At 67.7% G+C, this 15,276-nt stretch carries 14 protein-coding genes; 3 read left to right on the forward strand and 11 right to left on the reverse strand.

The features are described from left to right. Positions 1-5: 5 nt before the first annotated feature. Genes ACTIFS_RS00345 through ACTIFS_RS00375 form a run of 7 tightly spaced genes read right to left on the reverse strand, consistent with a single transcriptional unit; the run spans position 6 to position 7,884 of the window. Positions 6-893 (reverse strand): branched-chain amino acid ABC transporter permease, encoded by an 888-nt coding sequence (locus ACTIFS_RS00345; protein WP_439572039.1) that lies wholly within the window; start codon positions 891-893, stop codon positions 6-8. Then, positions 893-2,845: an AMP-dependent synthetase/ligase gene (locus tag ACTIFS_RS00350; protein ID WP_439572040.1), complete on the reverse strand. Its 1,953-nt coding sequence runs from the start codon at positions 2,843-2,845 to the stop codon at positions 893-895. Before ACTIFS_RS00350 ends, ACTIFS_RS00345 begins: the two co-directional genes overlap by 1 nt. Continuing rightward, the gene (locus tag ACTIFS_RS00355) at positions 2,842-3,678 is read right to left on the reverse strand and encodes an ABC transporter ATP-binding protein (protein ID WP_439572041.1); all 837 of its coding nucleotides are present in this window, start codon (positions 3,676-3,678) and stop codon (positions 2,842-2,844) included. Before ACTIFS_RS00355 ends, ACTIFS_RS00350 begins: the two co-directional genes overlap by 4 nt. 7 nt (positions 3,679-3,685) lie before the next feature. Beyond that, entirely contained in the window at positions 3,686-5,293 is a 1,608-nt protein-coding gene (locus tag ACTIFS_RS00360) for an acyl-CoA carboxylase subunit beta (RefSeq protein ID WP_439572042.1), read from the reverse strand. Position 5,294: 1 nt separating this feature from the next. Continuing rightward, a complete protein-coding gene (locus ACTIFS_RS00365) occupies positions 5,295-5,792 on the reverse strand; it encodes an acetyl-CoA carboxylase biotin carboxyl carrier protein subunit (protein ID WP_439572043.1) in 498 nt (165 codons plus the stop codon). Next, positions 5,792-7,273, reverse strand: coding sequence for an acetyl-CoA carboxylase biotin carboxylase subunit (locus ACTIFS_RS00370; protein ID WP_439572044.1), 1,482 nt, complete (start codon positions 7,271-7,273; stop codon positions 5,792-5,794). Before ACTIFS_RS00370 ends, ACTIFS_RS00365 begins: the two co-directional genes overlap by 1 nt. Further along, positions 7,270-7,884, reverse strand: coding sequence for a TetR/AcrR family transcriptional regulator (locus tag ACTIFS_RS00375; RefSeq protein ID WP_439572045.1), 615 nt, complete (start codon positions 7,882-7,884; stop codon positions 7,270-7,272). Before ACTIFS_RS00375 ends, ACTIFS_RS00370 begins: the two co-directional genes overlap by 4 nt. A 168-nt stretch (positions 7,885-8,052) precedes the next feature. Here ACTIFS_RS00375 and ACTIFS_RS00380 point away from each other — a divergent pair, with 168 nt between their 5' ends. Beyond that, positions 8,053-9,258, forward strand: coding sequence for an acyl-CoA dehydrogenase family protein (locus ACTIFS_RS00380; protein ID WP_439572046.1), 1,206 nt, complete (start codon positions 8,053-8,055; stop codon positions 9,256-9,258). A 12-nt stretch (positions 9,259-9,270) separates the two neighbouring features. Here the strand turns inward: ACTIFS_RS00380 and pobA are convergent, their stop codons facing one another. Further along, positions 9,271-10,443: a 4-hydroxybenzoate 3-monooxygenase gene (pobA, locus tag ACTIFS_RS00385; RefSeq protein ID WP_439572047.1), complete on the reverse strand. Its 1,173-nt coding sequence runs from the start codon at positions 10,441-10,443 to the stop codon at positions 9,271-9,273. A gap of 141 nt (positions 10,444-10,584) precedes the next feature. Here pobA and ACTIFS_RS00390 point away from each other — a divergent pair, with 141 nt between their 5' ends. Further along, positions 10,585-11,511 (forward strand): helix-turn-helix domain-containing protein, encoded by a 927-nt coding sequence (locus ACTIFS_RS00390; RefSeq protein WP_439572048.1) that lies wholly within the window; start codon positions 10,585-10,587, stop codon positions 11,509-11,511. 18 nt (positions 11,512-11,529) lie between these two features. On the opposite strand, the gene badI is transcribed toward ACTIFS_RS00390, so the two are convergent. After that, on the reverse strand, positions 11,530-12,321 hold the full coding sequence (gene badI, locus ACTIFS_RS00395; RefSeq protein WP_439572049.1) for a 2-ketocyclohexanecarboxyl-CoA hydrolase: 792 nt from the start codon (positions 12,319-12,321) through the stop codon (positions 11,530-11,532). A gap of 30 nt (positions 12,322-12,351) precedes the next feature. Continuing rightward, entirely contained in the window at positions 12,352-13,119 is a 768-nt protein-coding gene (locus tag ACTIFS_RS00400) for an SDR family NAD(P)-dependent oxidoreductase (protein WP_439572050.1), read from the reverse strand. 90 nt (positions 13,120-13,209) lie between these two features. Here ACTIFS_RS00400 and ACTIFS_RS00405 point away from each other — a divergent pair, with 90 nt between their 5' ends. Continuing rightward, entirely contained in the window at positions 13,210-13,728 is a 519-nt protein-coding gene (locus ACTIFS_RS00405; protein WP_439572051.1) for a MarR family winged helix-turn-helix transcriptional regulator, read from the forward strand. Between the two features lie 286 nt (positions 13,729-14,014). Here the strand turns inward: ACTIFS_RS00405 and ACTIFS_RS00410 are convergent, their stop codons facing one another. Beyond that, complete coding sequence (locus ACTIFS_RS00410) at positions 14,015-15,250, reverse strand: ABC transporter substrate-binding protein (RefSeq protein ID WP_439572052.1); 1,236 nt, start codon at positions 15,248-15,250, stop codon at positions 14,015-14,017. Positions 15,251-15,276 lie beyond the last annotated feature (26 nt).

Consider the following 15,276-nt stretch of genomic DNA (forward strand, 5'->3'; position numbering starts at 1 on the left):
TCTCCTCACACGCGCTCGATATGCTCGCGGCCGAACAGGCCGTGAGGCTTGAGCAGCAGCGTCATGAGGATGATCACCGAGGCGACGATGTCGCGCGTCCCGGCACCGACCATCGGATCGATGATGCCGGTGGCAAGGCTCTCGGCGACCCCGACGATGAGGCCGGCGAGCAGCACACCGGGAATGGAATCCAGCCCGCCGAGGATGGCGATGGCCAGCGCCTTGATGAGCAGAAGCGACAGCGACCAGTCGACGCCCTGCGTGGCGCCCCACAGGATGCCGGCCGAGGTGGCGGTGGCCGCTCCCAGGCCCCAGGCAATGGCGATGGCCCGCTCGACCCGGATGCCCACCGACCACGAGGCGGTCTGGTCGTCGGCCACGGCCCGCATCTCGATGCCGTAGCGCGAGTTGAAGAACACCAGCGAGACGACGATCAGGCCGAGTGCGATCAGTCCCCCGATCAGGGTGGCGCGGTTGATGAGCATCTCGCCGATGAAGATCGGGGCCTGCGGGATGCCGATGTCGAGACGCTTGACCGCGGCGCCGAACACCCCCGGCATGAGGCCGCGCAGCATGATCTCGATGCCGAGCGTCAGCATGATGGTCATGATCACCGGCTGGCCGATCATCCGGCGCAGCGCCACGCGCTCGACCGCAAGGCCAAGGCCGAACAGGACGACGATGGCCACGATGATGGCGAGCCACATGGGGGCGCCGAGCCCGGCCGTGATGGCCCAGGTGACATAGGCCCCGGTCATGGCGAGCGCGCCCTGTGCCAGATTGACCAGTCCGGAGGTCTTGTAGATCAGCACGATGCCGAGCGAGACGAGGCCGTACATCAGCCCGACGAAGACGCCCGAGATGGCAAGTTCGGCGATGAGAACGTAGTCCATCAGGCGGCCACCTCGCTGATCTTCAGGGTCCGGCGGATGATGCCGTGCTCGCCACTCTCGTAGGTTATGGCGGCGTCGTAGACGGTCTCGCGCACACCGCTGTAGAGAGCCTCGATCAGCGGCCCATAGGTCGTCTCGATGATGTTGCGGCGCAGCTTGCGCGTCCGGGTGATCTCGCCGTCGTCGGCGTCGAAATCCTTGTGCAGATTGACGAAACGACGGATGCGCAGCCCGGCCGGCTGGGTCTCGTTGACATGGGCGATGACGCTGGCGACCAGACCCTCCACTTCGGGCTTCTGCGACAGGTCGGCATAGGAGGTGTAGGAGATACTCCGCTCCTCCGCCCAGTGGCCGACCGCCTCGAAGTCGATGCATACGATGGCGGTGAGCAGGTCGCGGCCGGCGCCGATGACGGCGACATTGCGGATATAGGGCGAGAACTTCAGCCGGTTCTCGATGTAGTTCGGGATGTAGCGTTCGCCGGAGGCCGTGCGCACCACCTCGCTGACGCGGCCGAGCACGACCAGATCACCGTCGTCCTCGAACCGGCCGGCATCGCCGGTATGCAGCCAGCCGTCGACGATCGCCTTCGCGGAAGATTCCGGATCGTCGAAATAGCCTTCCACGACGGACGGCGAGCGGACCAGGATCTCGCCGGTGTCGTCGATCCGCATCTCGACGCCTTCCATCGGCCGCCCGACCGTGTGCAGCTTCACGCGCCCTTCCGCCTGTGCGGCGGTCAGCGCCGATGTCTCGGTCTGGCCGTAGAACTGCTTCAGCCGGATCCCGAGGGCACGGAAGAACAGGAAAGTGTCCTCGCCCAGGGCCTCGCCGCCGGTGAAGGCGCGTTCGGCGCGCGACAGGCCGAGATAGTCGCGCAGCGGGGCATAGACGAGCTTTTCGCCGATGGCATGGACGACACTTTCGGACAGCGTCGGCGCAAGCCCGGCAAGGTGCTTGCGTTCCAGCTCGACCGCGCGCGGCATGAAGAAATCGAACAGCCGGCGCTTCATCGGCGTGGAGTTCTTCATGCCGACCTGGATCCGGGTCAGCATCTGGTCCCAGGCGCGCGGCGCGGCGAGATAGAAGGTCGGCGACACCTCGCGCAGGTCGTGCATCGCCGTTTCCTGCCGCTCGGGGATGTTGATGGTCGCGGTCAGCATCAGGCCCGCGCCGAGGGTGAAGACGTAGTCGCCGACCCAGGCGGTGGGGAGATAGGCAAACAGTTCCTCGTGCTTGCGGAAATAGTCGCTGGCGGCTGCGTTGAGCACGCCGCGGGTGATGTTGCGGTGGAGCAGCGGGATGCCCTTGGGCAGGCCGGTCGTTCCCGAGGAATGAAGCAGCACGGTGATGTCGTCGGGCCCGGCCCGGTCGACGAGTTCGACCATCAGGCCGGGCTCGCGCGCCAGCCGCTCGCGGCCCTCGGCGACCAGCGTGTCCATGGCCACCAGTCCCGGTTCGGGATAGCCGCCGAGGCCGCGCGGATCGTCGAAGACGATGGTCACAGGCCGGCCGATGCGGCCACGCAGTTCGAGGAGCTTGTCGACCTGCTCCTGATCCTCGGCCACCGCCACCGTCGGTCCGCCGTGGCGGGTGGCGGCGATCAGTTCCTCGATGGGAATGTCCGGGAAGGCGGGCGAGGGAAAGGCCCGCAGCATGTTGGCGGCCAGCATCGCGAAGTAGAGGCGCGGCCGGTTGTCGCCGATCACCGTCATGGCCTGGCCGGCGACCAGGCCGCGGGTCTGGAGCGCGGCGGCGATGGCCGCGACCTCCTCCAGCACCTGCACCCATGTCTGCTCCTGCCAGACGCCATACTTGCGCTCGCGGAAGGCGACGCGGTTGCCGGACTCCGCCGCATTACGCGCAAGCGCGGCGACGAGGGTTGCCGGCGCGCCGTCGGCCATGGTCGGCCAGGCGGTCGGAACGGTGGCAAGGGGGGCGTGGACCGTCATGATGCCGCCTCGCGCTGGTAGCGTTTGGCCGCCCGCTCGCCGAGATAGGCAGAGATGACCTTCGGATGGCCGATGGCCTCCTGCGGCCGGCCCTGCGAGATGATCTCGCCATAGCTCAGAACGACGACCCGGTCGCAGATGGCGGTGACCACGTCCATGTGGTGTTCGATGATGAGCACCGTGACGCCGCGCTCCTCGCGGGCATCGAGGATGAAGCGCGCGATATATTCCTTCTCTTCCTGGTTCATGCCGGCCATCGGCTCGTCGAGGATGAGGAGGCGCGGCTCGGCGACCAGCGCACGGGCAAGCTCCACCCGCTTCTGCAGGCCGAGCGGAATGACGTCCACGGGCTCGTCGCGGATGTCCTGGAGCTGCATGAACTCGATGACCTCCTCGACCATGCGCCGGTTGGCCAGTTCCTCCTTCTGCGCCCACCACCAGTAGAACAGCGCGCCGAGCGCCGAGGGGCGCATGTGGACGTGCCGGCCGATCAGGATGTTGTCGAGCACGCTCATGCCCTTGAACAGGGCGAGATTCTGGAAGGTTCGGGCAACGCCCCGCTCGGCAATGCGGTGCGGCGCGAGGCCGGTGATCGGCTCGCCGAACAGCGTCACTGTCCCGGACTCGGGCGGGTAGAAGCCGGTGACGACATTGACCAGCGTGGTCTTGCCGGAGCCGTTGGGTCCGACCAGACCGAAGATCTCGCCCTCATGGATGTCGAGGGTCGCGTCCTTCAGGGCCTTCAACCCGCCGAACGAGCGGTTGAGACCGGCACAGGACAGGACCACCGGTCGATCGGCATGAGGGCTGCGGATGGCGGATGGCTCAGTCATGTCCCCCTCACATCCTGAACACGCCGTAGTGGGGATCGCCGCCCGGCGCATTGAGCGTGGCCGAGAGCGCGATCGCCAGCGCGTTGCGGGTATCGACCGGGTCGAGAATGCCGTCGTCCCAGATTTCCGAGGTCGAATACATGGCGCTGGACTGGCGGCGGTATTCCGCGAGGATCGGCTCGCGGATGGCGGCGATGCCTGCGGCGTCCAGCTGCTCGCCGTGACGGGCCAGCTGGCGCACCTTGATGTCGGCCAGCACGTTGGAGGCCTGTTCGGCGCCCATGACCGAGATCTGGCTCTGCGGCCACATGAACAGGAAGCGCGGATCGAAGGCCCGGCCCGACATGCCGTAATTGCCGGCACCGAACGAGCCGTTGACGATGACGGTGATCTTCGGGACCTCCAGTCCCGCCACCGCCATGATCATCTTCGCGCCATCCTTGGTGATGCCGCGGTGCTCGTATTCGCGGCCGACCATGTAGCCGGTGATGTTCTGCAGGAACAGGATCGGCACGCGCTTCTGGTCGCAGAGCTGCATGAAATGCGCGCCCTTGAGAGTCGAGTCGTTGAACAGCACGCCATTGTTGGCGAGGATTCCGACCGGACAGCCCCACAGATTGGCGAAGCCGCAGACCAGCGTCGTTCCGTAAGCCGGCTGATATTCGTGGAAGCGAGAGCCATCGACCAGGCGGGCGATGACCTCGCGCATGTCGAACTGAACCTTGATGTCGCGCGGAATGATCCCGTAGAGCTCCGCCGGGTCGTAGGCCGGCGGCTCCGGATCGGCCCAGGCGAGCGGTGCCTTGGCGCGCTTCGGGAAGGTGCCGACGATCTCGCGGGCAATCGCGATGGCGTGGCGCTCGTTGTCGGCCGGATAGTCGGCGGTGCCCGAGATGCGGGTGTGGACGTCGGCGCCGCCGAGTTCCTCCACCGTGACCTCCTCGCCGGTCGCCGCCTTCACCAGCGGCGGGCCGCCAAGGAAGATGGCGCCGGTGCCGCGCACGATGACATTGTATTCGGAGAGCGCCGGCACATAGGCCCCGCCGGCCGTGCAATGGCCGAGCACGATCGCCACTTGCGGCACGCCCATCTTCGACAGGATCGCCTGGTTGCGGAAGATGCGGCCGGCGAGATAGCGGTCGCCGAACAGCTCGGCCTGCAGCGGCAGGAATCCGCCGGCGCTGTCGCACAGATGCACCACCGGCAGCCGGTTCTCGATGGCGATGTCGAGCGTACGGACGATCTTCTTGACCGAGAGTGGATACCAGGCTCCACCCTTCACGCTGGCATCGTCGGCATGGATGATGACCTCGCGGCCGGCGACGATGCCGATGCCGGAGACGATGCCCGCACCCGGCACGTCGTCCTCATAGGCCTGGTTGGCGGCCAGAGTGGACAGTTCGAGGAAGGGGGTCCCCGGGTCGAGCAGGGCCTCGATCCGGTCGCGCACGAACAGCTTGTTCTGGCGGGCGAGGCGGTCGAGGTCGCGCTGCGGGCGCGTCCTTCTCGCGGCCTCCTGGATCGCCTTCAGATCGGATGCGAGCTCGCGATTGTGCGCAGCATTGGCTGCGAACTCGGCGGATCGGGTGTCGATCGAGGAGAGAATCCGGCGCATGTCAGGCCGCCTCCGCCGCAAGCGTGACGAGGACGGCGTCGCGATCGAAACTCTGGCCGGGCGCGACATGCAGATCGGCGACCACCCCGTCCTGCCAGGCCCGGATGGTGGTCTCCAGCTTCATGCTTTCGATCACGATCAGCGCATCGCCGGTGGCGACGGGCTGGCCGATGGCGACGTCGATGCGCACCACCGTGCCGGGCATGGGCGCGCGCGCGACATCGGCCCCGGCGCCCGCGCCGGTGTCGACAAAGCGGCGGACGGGATCGCGATGGTGCAGCGCGAAGGTGCCGCCGGCGACATGGACGTGGATCGTCTCGCCGTCGATGACGACCAGCGCCGGTTCGTGCCGGCCATCGATGGTCAGGCCCGCACCGGGCCCGTCCGTTTGCAGCGCCACGCGGGCCGTTCCGGCGTCGCCATGGAGACGGTAGGCGCCGGCCTCGCGGCTCAGCCAGACCTCGGTCTCGGTTCCGGCAATGGCGAAGGCGTGCCGCATCAGTTCCTCCACCCGCCCATGGCGGCATGCAGGGCCGGGACGGCATCGGCCTCGTCGCGCACCGCACGGGTGGCGAGCGCGGCGATGGCGGCAAGCTTCAGGCGCAGGTCCGGGGCGATGTCGGGGTCTGCCGCGAGCGCCGGATTGGCGTCGAGCCAGCCGGTATGGACCTCGCCGCGCGCGAAGGCGGGATCGGCGACGAGGCGGTCGAGGAAGGCGATGTTGGTTTCGCAGCCGAGCAGGGCGAAGTCGGCGAGCGCTGCGCGCGCCCGCGCGATGGCCGCGGTGCGATCCGGCGCATGAACGATGAGCTTGGCCAGCATGGGGTCGAAGGCCGTGGTCACCCGCTGGCCCTCGGCGATGCCGGCATCGACGCGGATGCCCTCGCCCCCGGGCAGGCGCAGGGCCAGAACCGGGCCGGTGGTCGGGGTGAAGCCGCGCGCGGCCGATTCCGCATAGATACGCAGTTCGATGGCGTGGCCCCGGCTGCGGATGTCGCCCTGGCCGAAGGCAAGGCGCTCGCCGGCCGCCACGCGCAGCTGCGTCTCCACGAGATCGATGCCGGTGACCGCCTCGGTGACGGGATGCTCGACCTGCAGACGGGTGTTCATCTCGAGGAAGTAGAAGTCCCCGCGCCCGTAGATGAACTCGACCGTGCCGGCATTGCGGTAGCCGGCGGCGCGGGCGATGCCGGCGGCGGTCTCGCAGATGCGCTCGCGTTCCGCGGCGTCGAGGGCCGGCGAAGGCGTCTCCTCGACGATCTTCTGGAACCGGCGCTGGACGGAGCATTCGCGCTCGCCGAGATGGACGACCGTGCCATGGGCATCGCCCATGACCTGCACCTCGATATGGCGGGGCTGCTCGACGAAGCGCTCCACATAGAGCCGTCCGTCGCCGAAATAGCGCTCGCCCTCCGAGCGCGCCTGGGCGATCTCCTGGTCCAGCAGCGCCATGTCGCGGACGATCCGCATGCCCTTGCCGCCGCCGCCGGCCGATGGCTTGACCAGGAGCGGTCCGCCGAGGGCACGGGCCCGTTCCACAAAGGTTTGCGGGTCGTCGTCCTCGATGGCGGAGGGGGCGACGGGAAAGCCGCGCGCGGCGACGAAGGCGCGGGCGCGCACCTTGTCGCCCATCAGGTCGATGGCCTCGGCCGTCGGCCCGACAAAGGCGATGCCGGCGCCCGAGACCGCCCGCGCGAAACCGGCATTCTCGGACAGGAAGCCGTAGCCGGGGTGAATGGCTCCCGCACCGGTCCGCAGGGCCGCCTCGATGATCTGCCCGACGTCGAGATAGGCGGCCACGCCGGTGCGCCCCTCGATGGGCACCACCATATCGGCGGCGGCATTGGCGGGAGCTCCCCGATCCGCCTCATGGGCGACGAGCACCGTCCTAAGCCCCATCCGCTTCGCCGTGCGGATGATCCTCAGCGCGATCTCGCCGCGATTGGCGATCAGGAGGGTGTCGAAGGGAAGCGTGCTCACCGGCCGGCCTCCCCCGGCCGCGCCATCAGGCCGTAGCGCAGCAGTTCGACAAGGCCCCTGGCGGTCGCGTCGACGTCGAGCGGGCGCCCGTTGACCGCAGCCCAGGTGCGGTGCTCGATCGCGCCGAAGATGACGTCGCGGACCAGCCGCATCTCGATATCGTCGCGCACCTCGCCGGCGGCGATGCCGCTCTCGATGATGCGGACGAGGATGGAGGTGTAGCGCCGGTTGAGCTGCTGGACCGCCGAGCCCTGATAGTCGGCCGCCGTCCGCACCTCGGAGATGAACAGGCGGCAGGCATCGGCGTCCACCACGAAGGCTTCGATATGCCGGTGGATGATGTCGTGCAGCCGCTGTTCGAACGGAGCGTCGCGCGCGGCGATCTCCTCCAGGTCGAGCATGGTGCGTTCGTAGAAGGCGGTGAGAACCGCATTGAGCAGGTCACGCTTGCTCGCGAAGTAGCGATAGACGAGGCCGTCCGACACACCGGCAGACCGGGCGATATCGGCGATGGACGTGCCCTCGAACCCGCCCTTGGCAAAGGCTGAACGCGCGGCGTCGAGGATCGAATCCCGACGGTCCTGCATCCGCTTGGCGCTGATCACGGGCATGCGCGTCCATGCCGCGCGGCAAGGGCCGCGCGCCTCCCTGTCGACTGCGTTCCTCGTCGGCTGCGCCTCTGTCAAAAGGCCCGGGCGCTTGCCAAGACGACAATAGTGAATATCATTCAATTAAGCCTGTCAATCGCCCGAAGCGGCGGCACGTCCCGGGAGGACACCATGTCGACAAGCGCCACCGGAGGGCGGAACAGCCCCCAGTCCGGCTTCGATCTGACGCCGGAACACCAGCAGATTCTGGATTCAGCCTCGGACTTCGCGCGCGAGCAGCTTCTGCCGCTGCAGCCGCGCATGGACGATGAGGAATGGTGGCCGCCGCAGGCCATGCCGGCACTGGCGGGCATGGGCTTTCTCGGCGTCACCGTGCCGGAGGACCTCGGCGGGGCCGGCTCGGACTTCTTCACCTCCGGCCTGATCACGCAGGGCCTTGCCCGCTACAATCCGTCGGTCGCACTGTCCTATGTGGCGCACGAGAACCTCTGCCTCAACAATATTGCGCGCAACGGCAGCGACGCGGTGAAGCAGCGCTTCGTGCCGGGGCTGTGCGACGGCTCGCGGATCGGCGCACTGGCTCTGACCGAGCCCGGCGCCGGCTCCGACGCGCTGGGCTCCATGGCGACGACCGCCACGCGCGACGGCGACCACTACGTGCTGAACGGCCGCAAGCTCTACATCACCAACGGCCCGGTGGCGGATGTCGTCCTCGTCTATGCCAAGACCGACAGATCGAGAGGTGCCAAGGGCATCTCGGCGTTCGTGGTCGAGAAGGGCACGCCCGGATTTGCGGTCGCCCAGAAGCTCGACAAGATGGGGTTTCGCGGCTCGACCACGGCGGAGCTGACCTTCGACGATTGCCGCGTGCCGGCAGCCAACATGGTGGGCGAGGAGAACCGCGGCGTCGCGGTCGTCATGAGCGGGCTCGACCTGGAACGTGCCATCGTCGCGATGATCAATGTCGGCATGGCCGAGCGGGCGCTCGAGCTGGCCATCGACTATGCGAGGACCCGCACGCAGTTCGGCCGGGCGATCGGCGAGTTCCAGCTTGTCCAGGGCAAGCTCGCCGAGATGTATGTGACCGTCGAGGCCATGAAGGCGCTCTGCTACCGCACGCTTGCCCAGTCCAACGATCTTGGCGAGGGCGATGGCGGACGCGGGGAGATCCACAAGGTGACCGCCGCGGCCATCATGTTCGCGGCCGAGGGCTGCACGCGCGTGATCTCCGATGCCGTGCAGATTTTCGGCGGCGCCGGCTACATGCGCGAAACGGAAGTGAACCGCCTCTACCGGGCCTCCAAGCTTCTGGAGATTGGCGCCGGCACGACCGAAATCCGCAAGCTGATCATTGCCGGCGAACTGCTGCGCGGATAGCGGCGCCGGCGCCTACATGGGCAGGCCGACATAGTTCTCCGCCATGGCCGCGCGGGCCGTGCGCGAAGAGCGCAGATAGGCGAACTCGGCCGCCTGCATGCGCTGCTCGAAGGGCGAGTGGCTGTCGAAGCGGTGCATCAGCATGGTCATCGACCAGGAGAAGCGCTCGGCCTTCCAGATGCGGTCGAGCGCGTGAGCCGAATAATGGTCGATGCCGGCGCTGGAACGCTCGGCGAAGAACTCGGCGAGCGCGACCGACAGGTAGTGGACGTCGCTGGCGGCGAGATTCAGTCCCTTGGCGCCAGTCGGGGGCACGATATGGGCGGCATCGCCGGCGAGGAACAGCCGGCCGAAGCGCAGCGGTTCCGCGACGAAGCTGCGCAGCGGCGCGATCGACTTCTCGATCGAGGGGCCGGTGACGATCGTCCGTGCCACCTCCGGCCCGACCCGGAGCTTCAATTCCTCCCAGAACCGGTCGTCGGACCAGTTGGCGACATCCTCCGTCAGCTCGCACTGGACATAGTAGCGGCTGCGGGTGTGCGAGCGCATGGAGCAGAGGGCAAAGCCTCGCTGGTGGGCGACATAGATGAGCTCGTGGGCGCAGGGAGGGACATCGGCCAGCAGTCCGAGCCAGCCGAACGGATAGGTGCGCTCGAAGGTCTGGAGGCCACGGTCCTCGACGGTGCGCCGGCTGATGCCGTGATAGCCGTCGCAGCCGGCGACGGCGTCGCAGTCGATGCGCTGGCTGCGGCCATCCTTTGTGAAGGTCACGCAGGGATGGCCGGTGTCGGTGTCGTGGATGGCGACATCCGCCGCCTCATAGATCGCGGGCGCCCCGGACGCATCGCGATGCTCCATCAGGTCGCGCGTCACCTCGGTCTGGCCATAGACGGTGACCTGCTTGCCGCCGGTCAGATCCTTCATGTCGATGCGCAGCATCTCGCCGTCGAAGCAGAGGCAGAAGCCTTCGTGCGGCAGGCCCTCGCGGCGCAGCCGGGCATCGGCACCGACATGGGACAGGAGATCCACCGTGCCCTGTTCCAGCACGCCCGCCCGGATGCGGGAGAGCACGTAGTCGCGCGATTTCGCTTCCAGGATGATGGTGTCGACGCCTGCCTTGTGCAGCAGGGCGCCGAGCAGCAGGCCGGCCGGGCCTGAACCGATGATGACGACCTGATGGCGCATTGTGACATCCTCCGGGCTGACAGCGCGGGGCTGATGGGCCTCTTGTCGTTTTCGGGACGGAGCGCCCAGACGCTAGCCCGCGCGGGTGCCGGCAGGTATGGTCATCGTCGGGAAAAACTTGGACAAAACCGGTTGCCGCCCATGACCATGTCCCGCCCCCGCGCGCCGAAGTCCGTCTACCGGATCCCGGTCTTCGGCCTCTATGGCCTGGCTGCCGACAGCGGCACGGCTGGCTATGCGCATATCGAAAGCATCAGCTCGCGCGCGCCTGCCAATGACTGGCACATCTCGACTCACCGGCATGCGGACCTTGCCCAGTGCATTCTGGTGCTGTCCGGCGGCGGTGTTCTGGACATCGAGGGCCGCGCCATCGCCATGGACCCGCCGTGGATCGTCTGGCTGCCGGTCGGCGTCGTCCACGGCTTCCGGTTCATTCCCGGCACCGAGGGCCTCGTCCTGACCGTCTCGGACGACGTGGTGGATGCCGCCATCCAGGGCAGCGTCGACCGCGACCGGCTGTCCTTCCTCGCCGCCGAGCCGCGCTATGCGCCGCTGTCGGCCGCAGCCGATATCGGCATCGACGTGCGCCATCTCATGACCGCCGTGGCGCGCGAACAGGACCTGCCGCGCACCGCAGGCGACACCGTGGTGGTCGCGACGATCTCCCTGCTGCTCGTCGCCATGCTGCGGCTGAAGACGCTCGACACGCTCGACCGGCATCTCGGCACCGTGCAGGCCTCCGAGTTCCGGCGGTTCCGCGAATATGTCGAGCGGAGCTTTCGCACCCAGCCGACGATGAAGGAGACGGCGAAGGCGCTCGGCATCACCACCGACCGGCTGCACGCCATCACCACCAAGGCGGTGGGCAAGGGCCCGCTCGCCATCCAGCACGAGCGCATCGTCCTGGAGTGCAAGCGGGAGCTCATCTACACCCGCAAGCGCATCTCGGAGATCGCCTTCGATTGCGGCTTTCAGGACATGGCCTATTTCAGCCGCTTCTTCGCCCGCCACGCCGGCTGTGCACCGCGCGTGTTCCGGCAGATGCATGCCGAAGCCGGCGAAGACTGAGCGGCCGCCCGAAACCGCCTATTTGCGGAAGTTCGGCTTGCGCTTCTCGCGGAAGGCGCGGCCGCCCTCCTTCGATTCCTCGGTGTCGTAGTAGAGCGACAGCGCCTGCATGCCGAGGGAGCCGATGCCGCGGATGCTTTCGGTATCGGCATTGAAGGACCGCTTGGCGATGGCGATGGCCGTCGGGCTCTTCTCCATCAGTTCGGCGCACCAGCGGTCCACCTCGGCATCGAGCTGGTCGTGCGGCACGACGCAGTTGACGAGGCCCATGCGCTCGGCCTCGGCGGCCGTGTAGCGGCGGCACAGGTACCAGATCTCGCGCGCCTTCTTCTCGCCGACGACGCGGGCGAGATAGGCCGTGCCGAAGCCCGGATCGACGGAGCCGACCTTCGGACCGACCTGGCCGAACTGGGCACGCTCGGACGCGATGGTGAGGTCGCAGATCGTCGCCAGCACGTTGCCGCCGCCGATGGCATAGCCCTGGACGCGGCAGATCACCGGCTTCGGCACGTCGCGGATCAGCGTCTGCAGTTCCTCAATCGGCAGGCCGATCGTGCCGCGCCCGTCATACTGGCCATCATGGGCGCCCTGGTCACCGCCGGTGCAGAAGGCCTTGTCGCCGGCGCCGCCCAGGACGATGACGCCGATGGCGCGGTTCCAGCCGGCGCGCTGAAACGCATCGATCAGTTCTTCCACCGTCCGGCTGCGGAAGGCGTTGTAGCGGTCCGGCCGGTTGATGGTGATGAAGGCGACGCCGTCGGCGCGCTCCTCGTAGCGGATGTCCTCGTAGGTCGCTGGATTCGGGCTCATGGCGTTGTCCTCGTTCTGGTATCTGCAGGGTCAACCGGCCATCGACAGGCCGCCGGAGACGCTGATGACCTGCCCGGTCACATAGGCGGCATCGTCGCTGGCGAAGAAGCAGATGGCGCCCGGCAGGTCGTCCGGGGCGCCGATGCGGCCGAGCGGGATGGAGCGCCGGAACGCTTCCATCAGCTTGTCCGGATTGGCGGCGCCGCGCCAGAACTCCTCGAACAGGTTGGTGTCGGTGGGGCCGGGGCACACGACGTTGAAGGTGATGGCGTCCCGCGCATGTTCGCGCGCCAGCGTCTTGGTCAGGCCGAGCAGCCCCGCCTTGCAGGCCGCATAGACCGCCTCGCCGGTCGAGCCGACACGGGCGGCGTCGGAGGCGATGTTGACGACCCGGCCATATTTGCGCTCGACCATGCCCGGCAGGACCGCATGATGCATGTGGAGCACGCCGACGAGGTTGACGGCGATGAGCTTCTCCCACTCTGCTGGCGTGGTTTTCAGGAAGGGCTTGAAGATGTCAAAGCCGGCATTGTTGACGAGGATGGCGGCAGGCCCCAGCGCCGCCTCCGCGGCGGCGACCGCCGCATCGACCCCCGGCCGGTCGGTGATGTCGCACAGGAAGGCCGCGGCCCGGCCGCCCTCCGCCCTGATCGCGTCAGCCACGTTCCGCGCCCCGGCCTCGTCGCGGTCAAAGACAGCCACCGCCGCCCCGCGCGCCGCCAGCTGTCGACAGGTGGCGGACCCGATGCCCCCCGCCCCGCCCGTCACGATCGCCATCCTGCCGTCGAACTGTGCCATGTCTGAAGGTTCCGGTTGCGCCGATGCAGGATCGACCATAGCCTGCCTGATAGAAATAGCAATGCATTGCTATATTTTTGAGGATCCGTCGTGAGACCGAAGCCAGAGCCCCGGACCGCCGCCGATCCCGGCCGGTTCGACGTCGCCAACCGCCTGTTCTTCCGCCTCTACCAGGGCTCAAATCTCATGCACAAGAACGGCACCCGGGCGGTGTCGGGCTTCGGCAGCACGACGCAGCAATGGGCCGTGCTGGGTGCGCTCGCCAGGCCACGGGTCCGCAAGGACGGCATGAACGTCAAGGAGCTGATCGGGTTTCTGATGGTCAGCCGGCAGAACCTTGCGGCGGTGCTCGACCGGCTGGAAGGACGCGGCTGGATCGAGAAGGTCAAGGATGCCGCCGACGGCCGGTCGCGCCGCAGCCGCCTGACGCCGAAGGGTATCGTGGTCTGGGACAGCATGCTGGTCGCCATCGGCGACTTCTACGAGGCGGCCCTGAAGGACTTCACCGCCGACGAGCAGCTGATGCTGTATCGACTGCTCGACCGGCTGAAGGACGGGCTGAGCGCGCTGACCGCCGGCGAGGACGAGGGCGCCCAGCCGGACGACTGAGGGCGGGTCAGGGGAGCGGGCCGCATATTTTTTCCTTCTATCGGAAATTAGTCCTTGACCATCGTCACGCTCCCTGATAGGAAAGTGGCTATGTTGAGAACTTGCGCCTGGACCCCGCCGCCCGTCCGGGGCCGGTCCTGCCGCCAGCCGTCCACCACCGCTGCGCCCGCCTTTTTCCGATCCTCGGTCCAGCCGGAATCTGCCGCGGCCATCCTCCGGGTAGCGCCACGGCAACCTGTCATGGCCGGACGACCCGGCCATGACGATGTCGGGCGCCTCTTACGCCTTACGCCCTGACGAGAGCGCAGCCTCCCTCGGCGAGCGGGCGGAAGGCCTGCTCGGCCGGCAGCGTCGAGACCAGCTTGTAAACGTCGCCGGCACCCTTGCTCTCCTGCGGCGTCTTCACGGAGAACAGATAGGCCGGATGGATCTTGCGCCCGTCGACGCGGATCGATCCCGCGCCGAAGCAGTCGTCGTCGGTCGGCATGGCCTTCATCTGCTGGACCACGGCGCGGCCGGACGCCTTGGCCTTCTCCGGCCCCAGCGCCTTCACCGCCTTCAGGTAGTGCAGGACGCCGGCATAGTCGCCGGCCTGGCTCATGTTCGGGATGGCGCCTGCGCCAAGCTTCGGGCGGACCCGGTTCGTGAAGGCGCGGGTCCGGTCATTGAGGTCCCAGTAGAAGGTCTCGGTCAGCGCCAGCCCCTTCGCCACCGGCAGGCCCATGGCCTGAATGTCGGTGATGAAGCAGATCATCGAGGCCAGGCGCTGCTTGCCATCCTGCCCGATGCCGAATTCCTGCGCCTGCTTCAGGCAGGCGATCAGCTCGGCACCGGCATTGGCGAAGGCGATGACATTGGCGCCGCTCGACTGGGCGCGCAGCAGGAAGGACGAGAAATCGGTGGTCGTGCCGAAGGGATAGCGCACGGCGCCGATGACCTGCCCGCCGGCGGCCTCGACGAACTTCGTGCCGTCAGCCTGCGCGGCATGGCCGAAGGCATAGTCGGCGGTGACGAAGAACCATTTGTCGCCGCCGTTCCGGACCAGCGATGTGGAGGTCGAATGAGCAAGGCACCACGAATCCCAGCTCCAGTGAACCATGTTGGCGCTGCAGCTCCTGCCTGTCAGGTCCGACGAGCCGGCCACCGTCACCAGCGAGACCTTGTCCTTCTCCTCGATCACGCTGCGGGCGCCCAGCGCGATGGAGGTGTTGCCGACATTGGTGATGATGTCGACGCCGGCCTGGTCGAACCACTGGCGGATGATGGTCAGGCCGACATCGGCCTTGTTCTGGTGGTCGGCGACCAGCACCTCCACCTTGATGTCCGGATTGGCGCCGGTGAACTCCTCGACCGCCTGCCGCGTGCAGGCGACCGAGGTCGGGCCGGACAGGTCGCGGTAGATGCCCGACATGTCGGTGATGATGCCGATGCGGATGGTGCGGTCGGCCTGGGCGCGCGCCCGGCGGGTGCCGAGTGCGGTGGCGGCGATGCCGCTGGCAACGAAGGTCCTGCGATCCAGCATGTTCCATTCCTCCTTGGGGGTGTCTG

The sequence above is a fragment of the Phreatobacter sp. genome, from assembly GCF_051860605.1.
Taxonomy (GTDB): domain Bacteria; phylum Pseudomonadota; class Alphaproteobacteria; order Rhizobiales; family Phreatobacteraceae; genus Phreatobacter.

What these genes read in the sequence shown, in the direction of transcription:
- ACTIFS_RS00350 (WP_439572040.1), bottom strand. Translation starts at nt 2,845, where the DNA reads ATGACGGTCCACGCCCCCCTTGCCACCGTTCCGACCGCCTGGCCGACC.
- ACTIFS_RS00390 (WP_439572048.1), top strand. Translation starts at nt 10,585, where the DNA reads ATGACCATGTCCCGCCCCCGCGCGCCGAAGTCCGTCTACCGGATCCCG.
- ACTIFS_RS00380 (WP_439572046.1), top strand. Translation starts at nt 8,053, where the DNA reads ATGTCGACAAGCGCCACCGGAGGGCGGAACAGCCCCCAGTCCGGCTTC.
- ACTIFS_RS00375 (WP_439572045.1), bottom strand. Translation starts at nt 7,884, where the DNA reads ATGCCCGTGATCAGCGCCAAGCGGATGCAGGACCGTCGGGATTCGATC.
- ACTIFS_RS00355 (WP_439572041.1), bottom strand. Translation starts at nt 3,678, where the DNA reads ATGACTGAGCCATCCGCCATCCGCAGCCCTCATGCCGATCGACCGGTG.
- ACTIFS_RS00410 (WP_439572052.1), bottom strand. Translation starts at nt 15,250, where the DNA reads ATGCTGGATCGCAGGACCTTCGTTGCCAGCGGCATCGCCGCCACCGCA.
- ACTIFS_RS00345 (WP_439572039.1), bottom strand. Translation starts at nt 893, where the DNA reads ATGGACTACGTTCTCATCGCCGAACTTGCCATCTCGGGCGTCTTCGTC.
- ACTIFS_RS00400 (WP_439572050.1), bottom strand. Translation starts at nt 13,119, where the DNA reads ATGGCACAGTTCGACGGCAGGATGGCGATCGTGACGGGCGGGGCGGGG.
- pobA (WP_439572047.1), bottom strand. Translation starts at nt 10,443, where the DNA reads ATGCGCCATCAGGTCGTCATCATCGGTTCAGGCCCGGCCGGCCTGCTG.
- badI (WP_439572049.1), bottom strand. Translation starts at nt 12,321, where the DNA reads ATGAGCCCGAATCCAGCGACCTACGAGGACATCCGCTACGAGGAGCGC.
- ACTIFS_RS00365 (WP_439572043.1), bottom strand. Translation starts at nt 5,792, where the DNA reads ATGCGGCACGCCTTCGCCATTGCCGGAACCGAGACCGAGGTCTGGCTG.
- ACTIFS_RS00360 (WP_439572042.1), bottom strand. Translation starts at nt 5,293, where the DNA reads ATGCGCCGGATTCTCTCCTCGATCGACACCCGATCCGCCGAGTTCGCA.